Origin of the sequence: Brumicola pallidula DSM 14239 = ACAM 615 (assembly GCF_000428905.1) — a bacterium.
GTDB lineage: Bacteria > Pseudomonadota > Gammaproteobacteria > Enterobacterales > Alteromonadaceae > Glaciecola > Glaciecola pallidula.
Genome location: NZ_KE386816.1, coordinates 287202 through 301557, shown reverse-complemented (window position 1 = coordinate 301557; position 14356 = coordinate 287202). Strand labels below are relative to the sequence as shown.

Annotated in this window: 15 protein-coding genes; 3 read left to right on the top strand and 12 right to left on the bottom strand. The window is 40.9% G+C overall.

Translation table 11 applies throughout. From position 1 onward, the window contains the following. Positions 1-29: 29 nt before the first annotated feature. The 8 genes from era to rpoE all read right to left on the bottom strand — a co-directional run bounded on the left by era (position 30) and on the right by rpoE (position 7672). Complete coding sequence (gene era / locus G399_RS0117600) at positions 30-935, bottom strand: GTPase Era (RefSeq protein ID WP_006009924.1); 906 nt, start codon at positions 933-935, stop codon at positions 30-32. Next, positions 928-1602 carry a ribonuclease III gene (rnc, locus tag G399_RS0117595; protein WP_006009926.1) on the bottom strand — a complete coding sequence of 225 codons (675 nt, stop codon included), beginning with the start codon at positions 1600-1602 and terminating at the stop codon, positions 928-930. Before rnc ends, era begins: the two co-directional genes overlap by 8 nt. A gap of 135 nt (positions 1603-1737) precedes the next feature. Continuing rightward, positions 1738-2667: a signal peptidase I gene (gene lepB / locus G399_RS0117590; RefSeq protein ID WP_006009928.1), complete on the bottom strand. Its 930-nt coding sequence runs from the start codon at positions 2665-2667 to the stop codon at positions 1738-1740. Next, on the bottom strand, positions 2667-4463 hold the full coding sequence (lepA, locus tag G399_RS0117585) for a translation elongation factor 4 (protein WP_006009930.1): 1797 nt from the start codon (positions 4461-4463) through the stop codon (positions 2667-2669). The genes lepB and lepA overlap by 1 nt, the downstream gene beginning before the upstream one ends. Positions 4464-4722: 259 nt before the next feature. Continuing rightward, entirely contained in the window at positions 4723-5205 is a 483-nt protein-coding gene (locus G399_RS0117580) for a SoxR reducing system RseC family protein (protein WP_006009932.1), read from the bottom strand. Positions 5206-5214: 9 nt separating this feature from the next. Further along, a complete protein-coding gene (locus G399_RS0117575; RefSeq protein WP_226988934.1) occupies positions 5215-6405 on the bottom strand; it encodes a MucB/RseB C-terminal domain-containing protein in 1191 nt (396 codons plus the stop codon). Positions 6406-6427: 22 nt separating this feature from the next. After that, the gene (locus G399_RS0117570; protein WP_006009936.1) at positions 6428-7024 is read right to left on the bottom strand and encodes a sigma-E factor negative regulatory protein; all 597 of its coding nucleotides are present in this window, start codon (positions 7022-7024) and stop codon (positions 6428-6430) included. Positions 7025-7093: 69 nt separating this feature from the next. Further along, a complete protein-coding gene (gene rpoE, locus G399_RS0117565) occupies positions 7094-7672 on the bottom strand; it encodes an RNA polymerase sigma factor RpoE (RefSeq protein WP_006009939.1) in 579 nt (192 codons plus the stop codon). Between the two features lie 184 nt (positions 7673-7856). Between rpoE and nadB the strand changes: the two genes are divergently transcribed. After that, positions 7857-9452 (top strand): L-aspartate oxidase, encoded by a 1596-nt coding sequence (gene nadB / locus G399_RS0117560; protein WP_026843852.1) that lies wholly within the window; start codon positions 7857-7859, stop codon positions 9450-9452. A 22-nt stretch (positions 9453-9474) separates the two neighbouring features. Here nadB and G399_RS0117555 read toward each other — a convergent pair whose 3' ends face one another. Together G399_RS0117555 and G399_RS0117550 are read right to left on the bottom strand one after the other, a co-directional pair. Beyond that, on the bottom strand, positions 9475-10419 hold the full coding sequence (locus tag G399_RS0117555) for a MaoC/PaaZ C-terminal domain-containing protein (RefSeq protein WP_006009942.1): 945 nt from the start codon (positions 10417-10419) through the stop codon (positions 9475-9477). 626 nt (positions 10420-11045) lie between these two features. Beyond that, positions 11046-11297 carry an FAD assembly factor SdhE gene (locus G399_RS0117550; protein ID WP_006009944.1) on the bottom strand — a complete coding sequence of 84 codons (252 nt, stop codon included), beginning with the start codon at positions 11295-11297 and terminating at the stop codon, positions 11046-11048. Between the two features lie 236 nt (positions 11298-11533). On the opposite strand from G399_RS0117550, the gene ygfZ reads away from it, so the two are divergent. After that, positions 11534-12481 (top strand): tRNA-modifying protein YgfZ, encoded by a 948-nt coding sequence (gene ygfZ / locus G399_RS0117545; RefSeq protein WP_006009946.1) that lies wholly within the window; start codon positions 11534-11536, stop codon positions 12479-12481. 14 nt (positions 12482-12495) lie between these two features. Then, the gene (locus G399_RS0117540) at positions 12496-12981 is read left to right on the top strand and encodes an FKBP-type peptidyl-prolyl cis-trans isomerase (RefSeq protein ID WP_006009949.1); all 486 of its coding nucleotides are present in this window, start codon (positions 12496-12498) and stop codon (positions 12979-12981) included. A gap of 120 nt (positions 12982-13101) precedes the next feature. Here G399_RS0117540 and G399_RS0117535 read toward each other — a convergent pair whose 3' ends face one another. After that, positions 13102-13440 (bottom strand): P-II family nitrogen regulator, encoded by a 339-nt coding sequence (locus G399_RS0117535; RefSeq protein ID WP_006009951.1) that lies wholly within the window; start codon positions 13438-13440, stop codon positions 13102-13104. 15 nt (positions 13441-13455) lie between these two features. Beyond that, positions 13456-14292, bottom strand: a complete 837-nt coding sequence (nadE, locus tag G399_RS0117530; RefSeq protein WP_006009953.1) for an ammonia-dependent NAD(+) synthetase — start codon at positions 14290-14292, stop codon at positions 13456-13458. Between the last annotated feature and the right edge of the window lie 64 nt (positions 14293-14356).

The following is a 14356-nucleotide window of genomic DNA, read 5'->3' as shown; positions in this document are numbered from 1 at the left end:
TAGCACTAAAAATAGTTTTTTAAGGTGCATTATCCTTTATAGTCATTATCGTAACCAAGGGATCGCAATGCACGTTCATCATCCGCCCAACCAGCTTTGACCTTAACCCACAACTCAAGAAATACTTTATTATCAAATAATGCTTCCATATCCTTTCGCGCCTCGGCGCCCATGGTTTTAAGGTGACTGCCTGATTTACCAATAATCATACGTTTTTGTGTTTCGCGATCCACCAATATTAAGCCATTGATATGGTAAATACCTCTTGGCGTAAGCTTAAACTGTTCTATTTCAACCGTTGTTGCATAAGGCAATTCGTCGCCGGTAAAACGCATCAATTTTTCTCTGATTATTTCAGCCGCCATAAATCGACTTGAACGGTCAGTAATATAATCTTCAGGGAAATAAAACTCACTCGGTGGTAACGCCTTCATTACGAGTTGACGCAAATGGTCGATTTGTTTATTTTGTTTAGCGCTGACTGGAATAACGTTTTCAAAATCATGCTTTTCGTTAAGGGTTTTTAACGTATCCATTAAAAGCGCTTTGTCAGTGACTTTGTCAGTTTTATTAACCACTAACCAACAAGGTATATTGGCCTGTTTTATTTTAGATAAAACCAGATCATCATCTTCAGTCCACCGTGTTCCCTCGATAATAAACAAAACTAAAAACACTTCACCCAATGAACTTGCCGCAGCGCGGTTCATCAAGCGGTTAATAGCACGCTTTTCGTCACCATGTAAGCCGGGAGTATCGACATATATTGCTTGGCGATCATCCAAGGTATCAATACCCATGATGCGATGTCGCGTTGTTTGCGGCTTGCGTGAGGTAATACTGACTTTTTGACCTAAAATTTGATTTAAAATAGTCGATTTACCAACATTCGGGCGACCAACGATGGCAACCATCCCACAATGTTTATTACTCATTTAATAACTTCTCTAATGTTTGTTTAGCTGCGTTTTGCTCGGCCTGTCGACGACTTTTTCCTTTACCAATCTGGCTTGTATTCAATGGCTCGACGGTGCAATCAACTTCAAAAGTTTGCGCATGGTCCTTACCACTAATCGATATGACTTCGTAGTTTGGTAGAGGCAATTGTCTGGACTGCAAAAATTCTTGCAGCTGTGTTTTGTTGTCTTTTATTTGTCTATACGGGTCGAGCTTTTCAATGCGACTAGCAAATAATTTAATTATCGTATTTTTGGCCGCATCTATACCCGCTTCTAAAAATATCGCGCCTATAACCGCTTCAACAACATCAGCTAAGGTTGAGCTACGTCGATGGCCTCCACTTTTCATTTCGCCAGAACCTAATTTCAATAAAGCACCGAAGTCATGTTCTTTGGCAATAAGTGCCAAAGTATCGCCCTTTACGAGTGATGAACGCATTCTCGTTAACTTGCCTTCAGGTTGCTCCGGAAATTGCAGGTATAACAGGTCAGCAACAACCATACCTAGCACTGCATCGCCCAAAAACTCGAGTCTTTCATTGTGAATTTTAGCAGCGCTACGGTGCGTAAATGCTTGCTCAAGCAAAGCCTCATTCTCAAATGTATAGCCAAGTACTTTGTCTAATCTTATATATGGATTCATTATAGCTCTTTGCGATGCCTATTTAATTTGCGACTCTTGCGGTAATAACTACTTACCGGAAACGCAAAAGATATAGACACCTTTGATGTTAACTATCATTTAGACAGTTAGGCCACTATTGGCAATAAGCGCCAACTAATTAATACTACCACTGCGTTCAAAACGAATACCAGAGGGCACCCATGTAGGTACCAAGTCTTCTGGCACTCGGTCAAACTCAAAACTAACCCAAATGAGCACGGCCTCACCAACTAAGTTAGCCTCTGGAATAAAACCCCAATAACGACCATCTTCACTATTATCACGATTGTCTCCCATCGCAAAATAGCTTTCAGCCGGAACAATCCACTCATTAATAGCAGTTCCTGGCTGCACTGGCTCGTAGCGCGCTGTTGCGTCGATAGCTCTTGGATTGCGCAATAGAGAATGCTGTTTATTACCTAGGTCTTCTGTGTATTCCTCAAGATAGACACCGCGGCTAATGTAATCAGTTCTACCTGAAAAAATTTGTTTAACAGCTTTTTCTGTTGGGCAAGGCTGCTGCACGTCGCAGGCCTCAGTAATATATAATTGCTTGTTACGATAAACTATTTTATCGCCAGGCAAACCGATGATACGCTTTATAAAATCGATATTAGGGTCCTTTGGAAACTTAAATACAGCGACATCTCCCCTTTTTGGCTCACCTGTTTCAATTAACTTAGTTCTAAAAATAGGATCTTTAATCCCATAGCTAAACTTTTCAACCAGAATAAAATCACCCACTAACAAGGTCGGCATCATCGAGCCAGAGGGAATTTGAAAAGGTTCATACAAAAAAGAACGAAACACCATGACGAGCGCGAAAATGGGAAAAAACTGTTTTGCGTTATCCACTAAGGCAGGCAAATAAGGATCTGCATCCTCGCCTGCTAACTCAGTGATAGTGTTATCACCTAAAATAGCTTTTCGTTCTTCTAGCGCCATTGCTTTTCTTTTAGGTGCAAATAACCAGGCATCAATTGCCCATATAACACCTGTAATAGCAGTCATTGCTACCAGAAACATTGCAAAATAATTAGCCATTAGTTGTCCACCTTCAAGATTGCTAAGAACGCATCTTGCGGTAACTCTACATTTCCTACTTGCTTCATACGCTTTTTACCAGCTTTTTGTTTTTGTAATAACTTTTTCTTACGGCTGATATCACCACCATAGCACTTTGCAATCACGTTTTTGCGTAATTGCTTAACCGTACTACGAGCAACAATATGTGTACCAATGGTTGCCTGAATTGCAATATCGAACATTTGTCTTGGGATCAACTCTTGTAATTTATCAACCAAATCACGTCCGCGCTTTTGTGAGTTCGCTTTGTGCGTTATAAGTGCTAGCGCATCAACTCGCTCACCGTTAATAAGTATGTCTAAGCGCACCATATCGGCGACTTGAAAACGACTGAAGTTATAATCCAGCGATGCAAAGCCTCTACTGGTTGATTTTAGTCTATCAAAGAAATCGAGAACCACTTCTGCCATTGGCATATCGTAAGTAACAGCGACTTGTTTACCGTGATATGTCATTGCTGTTTGCATGCCACGTTTGTCTACACAAAGTTTGATGACGTTACCTAAATACTCCTGTGGAACTAGAATATTTGCAACTACGATCGGTTCCCGAATCTCGTCGATATCGTTAATCGCCGGTAGCTTAGACGGATTATCTACTTGTAGCACTTCGCCTTTGGTGGTTTTGACTTGATAAACAACCGTTGGTGCCGTTGTGATCAAATCTAAATCGTATTCACGCTCTAGACGTTCTTGAATGATTTCCATGTGCAACATACCAAGAAAGCCAATTCTAAAACCAAAGCCTAATGCAGCAGAGCTCTCTGGCTCATAAAACAAAGATGCGTCATTTAAACTGAGTTTTGATAGTGCGTCTCGAAAATCTTCATAATCATCAGAGCTTACCGGAAATAACCCGGCATATACTTGTGGTTTAATTTTCTTGAAGCCCGGCAATGCTTTTGTAGCAGGCGCTTTAGCTAAGGTAATGGTGTCTCCAACGGGAGCGCCATTGATTTCTTTTATACCTGCAATAATGAAACCTACCTCACCTGCTCGCAAAGTCCCTGTGTCGGTCTGTTTTGGCGTAAAAATACCGACTTTATCAACCTGATGTACAACACCATTTGACATAATTTGAATTTTATCTTTTGCATTTAGTTGGCCTTCCACTATGCGCACAAGGGAAACAACGCCTTGATAGTTATCGAACCAAGAATCAATAATTAATGCCTGTAGTGGGGCATCAACGTCACCGACAGGCGGTGGAATGCGTCTCACTATTTCTTCTAATACTTCTTCAATGCCTACGCCGGTTTTAGCCGAGCATCGAACAGCATCGATTGCATCTATGCCGATGATATCTTCAATTTCTTCAGCAACACGCTCTGGCTCAGCTTGTGGCAAATCTATTTTATTTAAAATTGGCACAACTTCCATATTCAAATCCATTGCGGTGTAACAGTTTGCAAGTGTCTGCGCTTCAACACCTTGGCCTGCATCAACGACTAATAACGCCCCTTCACACGCAGCTAGTGAGCGTGATACTTCATAAGTAAAGTCGACATGCCCCGGCGTATCAATAAAGTTCAGTTGATACTTTTCACCATCTTTTGCTTGATAATATAGTGTTACACTTTGCGCTTTAATAGTTATTCCGCGTTCACGCTCGATATCCATTGAATCAAGCACTTGAGCAGACATTTCGCGATTAGTTAAACCACCACAAGTTTGAATAAGTCGATCGGCAAGCGTCGACTTGCCGTGGTCGATATGCGCAATAATACTGAAGTTGCGAATGTTCTTTAGTTGCATAAGTTTAGCTACTTGTCCTGAAGTTACCAGAGTATATATTTAGTCCAAAGACGCTTTATTTTACTGTCCGGACTTACCTTGGTCTTATAAGCGAAAAATAAAGATGCGATTTTACCGTTTTATCGGCACAAATGCGAATGATTACCGCATTATTACTACGCTTTGACTGGCTAACTTGCTCACAACTTGACAATAATTTCTTAAGAAGTGTTGTGCGCTGCACTTATGGAGATTATTTAACGTAAATAAATGCGCTAAATTAGATTATTTTTTTGAGTGGAATTTCGTTTTTCATAGTAATAGTGGCGTCGTTTACTGCGCCCAAAATAACCGGAGAAAACTGTCCTTTGTCCTGTTTTTTCGCAAATTTTGAGATTTGCCAGAAACTTATCGCTGTGGCACTAAAGCCAAATAAAATTTGCCAACCTTCATGTAACTCTGGAAGCATGAATTGCATGCACGACACAGATACAATTAAGACTAAAATAGGCAACAAGTATACCAACATCGAAGCCCCTATTAGTTGCTCTTCTGGTATCCCCAATTTGACAGTTTGTCCTTCCTTTAACTCGTAGAGGCTTATTAGTTTGAGTAATTCTGGTTTCGCAGTAAAGGCTTTAGCAACCACGCTTGTTCCACAATTTTTACTGACATGGCAAGTACCACACGTGGTCTTAATTTGGGTTTCAATCCAAACTTCATAACCTTTCACTTTTTTAACGGTACCTGTTTCTTCAATCATAATTTAGTATTAATTTGTTACTTCGATTGATTTTGCCATGAGTTGAGCAGTGATTAAAGGTATATCTCCAACCACCGTAACTTGCACTTTGCCATCGGTGCGAGAATGCACCGTATTAGCGCCATTATTTAGATTAACATCATTTTGAAAAACACCCGTTGCTGCTTGAATATAAACTGACACGTTGACCAGACCATCGCTGAACAAACTATATTCAGCCACCTGCCCTGTAATCGCTAATTGATGTATATCTTGCTTTACGGGTTTCATACCCACAGGCAAAAAGGTCAAGGCCCACTCATGCTTTCGCTGCGGTGGATTCACAACATTAATCACCCGAGGTAAGTTATCTCGCTGTAACTGACTGAATACGTCAGCAACTTTGTCATCGATTTTTAGCTGAATGACTTGAATTTGCTGTAACAACTTGCCATCTAAACCATGCATATTTAACTTTAGTAGCATGCCGGTTTCTTCATCCAACCACAAATGATACCCATATCTTGTTTTATCAATACTGGTGATACGAATTTGTTGCGCCGAGCGTCCGGATACTCTATTTCTGCCAACAAGTAAAAATTGGTAGCTCATTTGAAGTTGCTCAGGTTCATGCAACAGTGCATAAGGTATGGGCCCGTCAATTGCGTTTCCATACATACTATAAGGGGGATAACCAGGTTGAAATACACTCACGACATCATTGACTCTAATGTTCTCAAAGCCGGGACCATTCAATAGGCTAAGTTGCTCTATTTGTGTACTGTCATCTATTTTGGCATGACGCCATAGAAACGGTTGAGTGTCTTTTCCTGGAATATTTAGCACAAATGAGACTTCGTAATTTAAAAGTGAGGTTTGTCGTGCTAAACGCTCCAACCAGCTAATTGCAGATAGAGGATCAAAGGTGTCGTTAACTTTCAAAACACCTTGAGCAGCCTCTCCGGCTAATGTTCGCTGATTTTTTGAACTAACCACCTTAGGGTCTTTTTTGGGCTGTTGCGATTGCTCGTTTACTAGTGATTGCTCTGATAAAGGCTCTGATAAAGGCTCTGATAAAGGCTCTGATAAAGGCTCTGATTGGGCAGCGCTTGAGTCGATGGACTCAGCAACTGACACAGAAGTAGGAGCGAAAACCCCCAGAAGAATGGCAAGTAAGCTCCGCTTCCAGAGCAGCCTACCGATGTTAGCCCTACTGCTCACTTTGTTTATTCCGTTTATCATATTACTTTTGAGCTGGGTCTGCGCTCGGCTCAGCCTCTGGTGTCTGTGAAATTTTACTTTGTCCCGCATTTTTAAGTTTAAGTTGGCGTTGATGGTCTTCTATAATCGCATTAATTTGGCGCTGCTGTTCAAGCACTATTGCCATGCCTTCACGGTCGACACCCTGATTTCTACTTAAACTCACGGGAGCCAAACCACCTTGTGGGCCAAACTCTGTCGGCGCGGTCAAGAATGGCAACGTTTCTTCTGGTTGATTGTATGACTGATAACTGAATATCATCACAGCCGTAGCACAAGCAGCGACTGCCAACTGTCCACTTTGTTTTATTAAAGGAATAACATTGGCAACAATAGGAAGCTCTTGCCAGGTGCGGGTCGGTGCAATCATTGGCAACTCATTTTCCAACTTTTTGGCAATTTCAGCACTGATGTCAAAGTGAATGTCAGCACTCATCTCTCTGCGAATGCAATCTCTGACTAAGTGATAACGTTTCCATTTGTCAGCGAGTCCAGGATCTTGCGTCAAGCTTTTAGCTATGTCAGGATCATGGTGTTCGCCATCTACAAATGCCGATAATTTTTCGAGCTGTTGCGTCATATAATAAATTCCTACGTTAACACTGCTAATATTACATTATTTTCTTTAGTGAACGCTATACTTTAGTGTTTATGTTTGCATTAAAGGTACGATGACTTTGTCGATTGCTTCTCGGGCTCTAAAAATCCTCGACCGAACGGTCCCAACCGGACATTCCATCACTGCCGCTATTTCTTCGTAGCTCAAGCCTTCGATTTCTCGTAAAGTAATTGCCGAACGTAAATCTTCAGGTAACACGTCTATTGCCGTAAATAACTTTTGCTGTAATTCGTCAGATAACAAAGCACGCTCAGGAGAGTTATTTTCCTTTAATGCATCACTTCCATCATAATAATCAGCTTCACTCGCATCAACATCACTTGCTGGGGGTTTGCGCCCTTGAGATGTTAAATAATTTTTTGCACTGTTTACCGCTATCCTATAAAGCCAAGTATAAAAAGCACTTTCGCCTCTAAAGTTGGGTAGTGCTCTGTACGCTTTTATGAATGCTTCTTGCGTTACATCTGCTACATCCCCACTGTTCTTCACGTACCTTGAAACAATATTCATCACCTTGTTTTGATGACGAATAACTAACAAATTGAAAGCGTTCTTATTACCTTTCTGTACTTGCTCAACTAATTCTTGATCGGTTTTCTGCTCGCTCATTCGAGCCACTACTCCTAAAATACATCGCTTATGGCTCATGCAAGTGTAGTAATAGACTGACACTTTATGGATAAGTTCGATATACAGCTAAAATAATTTATAAATAACCATCAGTTGTAATTTTTTACTAGATGATTAATATGTCGATACACTATTTCCCTACATGTTACCCGAAAAACGACCTATGTCTCAAACAATTGAACATCGCTGCGATTTATTAATAGTCGGCAGTGGCGCAGCAGGGTTAAGCCTCGCTTTAAAAATGGCTGATTTGTGTGACGTTATCGTGCTGAGCAAAAGTGATATTAATGAAGGTAGCACTCGCTACGCGCAAGGCGGAATTGCTGCTGTTTTTGACGATACAGACTCTATCGACGACCATGTCAAAGACACCTTAAATGCGGGCGCAGGGCTATGTGATGAGGCTGTTGTTGCGTTTACTGTTCGCAATGCAAAAGAAAGTATGGAGTGGTTGATTAATAAGGGCGTTCCTTTTGATCAAGAAAAAAATGAGAATGGTGAAACTAAATTTCATTTAACGCGTGAAGGTGGACATAGCCATAGAAGAATATTGCATGCTGCCGATGCAACTGGCGCAGCGGTGCAAAAAACGCTGTCGGATAACGTCGCCAATCATCCTAACATCCGCTTATTTGAACGCTATAATGCGATTGACTTAATAAAGAGTAAAATTTCGCCAGACCATTGCGTTGGCGCGTACGTTTGGAATCGTAAAAAAGAACAAGTAGAAGTTATCAGATCTCGCTTCACAACGCTTGCCACAGGCGGCGGCAGTAAGGTTTATCAATACACCTCAAACCCTGATGTATCAAGTGGCGATGGCGTCGCAATGGCATGGCGGGCAGGGTGTAGAATAGCCAACATGGAATTTAACCAATTCCATCCCACTTGCTTGTTTCATCCAGACGCAGGAAACTTTCTTATCAGCGAAGCATTGCGCGGAGAAGGCGCATTTTTGTGCCACCAAGATGGCACTAAGTTTATGCATAAATTTGATGAGCGAGGCGATTTGGCGCCGCGTGATATTGTCGCCAGAGCCATCGATTTTGAAATGAAGCGTCTTGGTGCTGACTGCATGTACTTAGATATTAGCCACAAACCCACTGACTTCGTCAAAAAACACTTTCCTAATATTTATAGTCGCTGTTGTTCGTTGGGCATAGATATTACGACTCAAGCAATACCGGTAGTTCCTGCTGCGCACTACACATGTGGCGGCGTTATTACGGATTTCGATGCTCGCACTAACTTAGAAAATGTATATGCTATCGGTGAAACTGCATACACAGGTTTGCATGGGGCGAACCGAATGGCTAGTAATTCGTTACTAGAATGCATTGTGTTTGCGCATGCCGCCGCCAAACATATCGTTAAGCGCATACACGAAACATGGATTGACGAGCCAATACAAGCTTGGGATGAGAGCCGGGTAATTGATTCAGATGAACTGGTGATTATTCAACACAATTGGCACGAACTTCGACTTTTTATGTGGGATTATGTCGGTATTGTGCGCACCAATAAACGATTAGAGCGAGCGTTGAGACGCATAAACTTGCTTAAACAAGAAATTGACGAATATTACAGTAATTTTAAGGTCAGCAATAATATGTTGGAGTTGCGGAATCTGGTTTGTGTCGCACAATTAATTGTGATGTGTGCAATGCAAAGAAAAGAAAGCAGAGGATTGCACTACAACCTAGACTACCCTGGCATGTTAGACAATCCTGAACCCACCATTATTCAAAAGGAAATGTAATTACCGCGCAGACAGTAATGTACTAAGCAATTATCATGTTTGTGCGCAAATGCTCTCTTTCTTTGGAGCGGCTTTTTGAAGTCAGCGAAAAGTCTATCTGATCTATTTCACTATTTACTTTTAATTCACAGCGCGTTGGCAAATAAATAGGTTGTATAAATTGTGTAGAAAACTGCATTGGTGTTTGTGCTAATGCCCTTTTACTGTTTTGCATTTCTTGTTTTAATACCGCTGACAAGCAAATTGCCTTTGAATACATCCCATGCGCGATAGCTTGCTTAAAGCCCATTGCTTTTGCTGTCCAACGAGACAAGTGTATTGGATTGAAGTCACCTGAGACTTGTGCATATTTGCGTCCTATGCCAAGGGGAAAGTTTATCTCTATGGTTTCGTCGAATGGAGAAATGACGGCGTCAACTATTGGCATTATAGAAGCCGTTTCGAGGACATTATCTGCTTTAAAATGCGGTTCACAAATACTCATATCAGTCGCCAATGCCTCGCTCTCATTAACTTGGTTATGTTGTTGCCTAGACAAATAGTAAGACGTACCAGAAATTGCTAGCTCGCCATCCACAAAACCTTCACTTAAGACAGCAAAAACCCAGCCTTTTTTATGCCAAGCAAGTCCATTAAACGATGTTTTTAGGATCAATTTTGAACTTTGTTCAGGCAAGTAATTTACCCTAATAAAATTAGCTAAATGCACTAGGCCCATTGGTTTAAATGGAAACGGTTTGTTTACCATCATCTCCAGTTGCATAGGTAAGGTAAGGACTTGTAAGTAATTGGGGTGTATTACAGATGCTATACCAAGCCGCCAACTAACTGCCTTGTTGTAACGCTCGCAATGAATTGCGTCTATTTGAATTTCTTTTCGAAGACTACTCAACGGTAGCACAGGGATAACACGCTTATGGCATTGTGGATTATACAAAGCCGCTTTTAATAAGCCCATGTTCATCATCTACTCGCTCTTCCTACGTTAAGTTTGTGTGTAAACTAAAAAAACGTTGACGGTATTTATTGTTAGCTTGCTAATTTTGTATTAAGTGCAATTACAGATGCTAGTGCTCTGTAATGGCTTTCTGTTGTCTGCCACTTAAACAGGATAATCGAGTTAATCACATGGACAATTGTATTGTCATTGCGGCCTGCCTTGAGAGCAGAGGCTGACCCTGTTATATGTTCCTGCGTAGATTCTAATATTAAGAAAGCACACAATTGTGTACAGCGCGAACGAGATGAAATTTGGTAACAAATATTGGTTTTTTGAGAGTGGACTGTCTCATTTTTATGCGCCTTGTGATCATTAGTAGCGGAAGATGTTTCCTTGTAGCAATCACAAAGCAACGGTCTTTTTTGACTCATCGAGATTAAAAAATGTGTTTCCAAAATCGTGTTGCAAAGTAACTTAAATCCAAGCCAACTGCTAAGCAGCATAGTAAAGATTAACTGCAATATATAAAAATTTGGCATTACTGTCGATGGCAATGACCAACAAATAATAAGTGGCACTACATAACCGTTGAAAAATTGAATTAGGTCAAAGTTATACCGAGTAACGATAATGTCACGATATGCGATATCGAATTACACCTTAACTCTTTGCAACACTTTCTGAACCATATAAGTTAAATCTGGGTCTTCACATTTTTTATGGCCCATAAACCACGCAAACAGATCTGGGTCATCGCAGGTTAACAAACGTTCAAAAACGACTTTTTCTCCTTCGGGTAGTTCATCGAAAGCTTGCTCAACAAAAGGAAGAAATAGCACATCTAACTCTAACATGCCGCGTCGACATGCCCATCTTAACCTAGCGACTCTTTTTGCTGTAAACATTGGGTACCTTATGCTTTATTTGCTTGTATAGTAGCATAACGCAGATGATTGCAGAACTGATCAAAAGATATTTAAAAAGTCGATTTATTAGCGTCAAAAGTTCAAGATAATGTGTTGTTGAGTAGAACATCATCTTGCAAAGTAACGTACCATCCCAATATCATCTGTACACAAGCATTGGATTGCACCGTTATTGTATGACAATAGGCAATCTCGACAGTATTAGAGGCTACAAAATGTCATCTCAAAACGAATTTATAGCAAAATTGAACCAGCTTGGTTGTGTCACATTTTCGGGACCACAAGCGACAGAGTATTTACAAGGCCAAGTTACTGTAGATGTAAAAAAGATGCATGGAAATGCTGCCAGAATTGGCGCACATTGTGATTTTAAGGGTAAAACTTGGTCCGTATTTACCGCACTACTAAGCAGTGATGTTTATCATTTGATCATGCGCAAATCTGCTATCGAAAAAAGCCTTGCCGAATTCAAAAAATATGGTGTCTTCTCTAAAGTAGATATTCAGCAAGCAGTCCCAGAGTTGAGTTTTTTCGGCATATCTGGAACCGCAACATTAAGCGCTCTTAAATCATTGTTTGCAGAACTAAATGAGCAACATTTGGGTGTGCTTAGTAATGAATTTGGCAGCGCAATTTGCCTTAACATAAGCACGCCACGATATATACTTGCTCTAAATTCTGATGGCCTAGCTTTGTTTAGTAAGCTAACCGACGTTGCTACCTATCAGGACGAAAGCCACTGGGAGGCTATGGATATAGTTGACGGTATCCCGTGTATAGAAGCTCAAACCAGTAACGAATTTGTTCCTCAGATGCTCAATTTACAATCTGTCGCCGGTATCGATTTTGATAAAGGTTGTTACATGGGTCAAGAGACTATTGCACGCACAAAATTTCTAGGGCGCAATAAAAGAGCATCTTATATTCTAATTCATCAAGGTGTTGACGCATCCATCGAGCTAAAGCCAGGAGATGCCTTGGAAAAACAAGCAGGTGAAAATTGGCGCAGCGGCGGCACTGTGCTGCAAAGCGCGGTGCTTAATGACACTACATTATTGTTTGGGGTTCTTGCAAATGACACACAAACAGGTGATGTGTTAAGATCGAAAGCGTTCCCAGAGCACCAGTTCACAGTAAGCGCTCTACCGTATAAATTAAATTAAGCAAAGGATACAAGATGCAAATACAGAAAGATAATGTCGTTACGCTTCATTACACAGTAAGTACCACCGAAGGTGAAATGATCGATTCGTCTCACGAAGCGCCTCCAATGTCATTTTTGCAAGGCAGTCATTTTATGATTGAAGGCATTGAAGATGCATTAGCTGGAAAAGTAAAAGGTGATAAATTTTCAGTCAATGTTGACCCTGACAAAGCATACGGGGAACGCCATGACGATTTAATTCAAGAAGTCCCTTCTGACATGTTCGAGGACATGGACGTTGACGTAGGCATGAGTTTTAGAGCAACGACGGACGATGGCGAACAGTCTGTGATGATTATCGACAAAACTGACACAACGGTAACAGTCGATGGCAATCACCCATTAGCCGGCATGTCGTTAGCCTTTGACGTTGAAGTTGTTGATGTACGTGAAGCAACTGTGGATGAGATCAAGCATGGTCACGTGCACGGTGAAGATGGCTGCGGACATTCGCACTAAGACACGACATTGCTTGTAAACGACATTGCTTGTACACAATGCGTGCTAGATGTGGCGCATATAATGGACGTGAAGTCGGCAGTATGTAAACTGCCTTTACAAGCCATGCATTCGGAGACGTTAGATAGCGTCTTCGTCAGTTTCACCAGTACGAATACGAACAACTTGCTCAACATCAAATACAAATATCTTACCGTCTCCAATTTTACCCGTTTTTGCCTGCTCTAAAATAGTTTCAACAGCCCTGTCTACCAAGCTATCTGGCACAACTAGCTCAATTTTTATCTTGGGTAAAAAATCCACATTGTATTCGGCTCCACGATAAAGTTCTTTATGGCCTTTTTGCCTTCCAAAGCCCCGGACCTCAGTCATTGTAATTCCACTAACACCTATTGAAGATAAGCCTTCACGAACGTCATCTAGCTTAAACGGCTTAATAATAGCCTCAATTTTTTTCATTAGATTTGACTTTCCTTATTCATGGTCATAAACGGTAGGAATAGAGAGTCGTTTATGTTGCGTTTTTAAGTATATAGCTAATAGTTTATCGTCGGCAACCTTATCCGTACTTTTACCTTCTAAAAAATCATCGATTTGGTCATAGGTTAATCCTAACGACGACTCGTCAGATTTCTGTGGTGACATTGTTTCTAAATCTGCAGTTGGTGGTTTTGTAATAATTTTTTCTGGCGCTCCAAGCTGTTTTGCTAGGCTGCGAACTTGACGTTTACTTAGACCAAACAATGGCGCTAAATCGCATGCACCATCACCAAACTTGGTATAGAAACCAGTAATATTTTCTGCCGAATGATCAGTACCTAGCACTAATCCATTCATCAACCCAGCTATATCGAATTGGGTCGCCATTCTTGTTCTAGCTTTGGCATTGCCTTTAACAAAATCACTTTTTTGAGCTGAAAAACTATTCACACCCTCTGCTAATAAACCGTTGACTGCGCTTTCATGTATCGCGTCTGCAGCTGGCTTAATATTTGATATCACTTGCAAACTTGGTTGAATAAAATCAATCGATGCTTGTGCATCTTCTTCATCCGCTTGAGCACCATAAGGCAACCTAACCGCGATAAACTGATATTCATTATCAGATTCTTGATTCAATTCATTAACTGCTAATTGTGCTAAACGACCTAATGCACATGAATCAATACCACCGCTGATCCCTAACACTAAACTACGCAAACCTGACTCGCTTAATTTATCTTTCATGAATTGAGTTCGGCGTTGGATCTCATGTTCGATGTCTATTTCAGGTAAAACACGCATTTCTTGGATTACTTCAGACTTCAACATCAACTTTTCCCTCTTTATTTTTCTAACTAAGCCGTATTTATTGTAAGGTAGCAATTCGAGATAA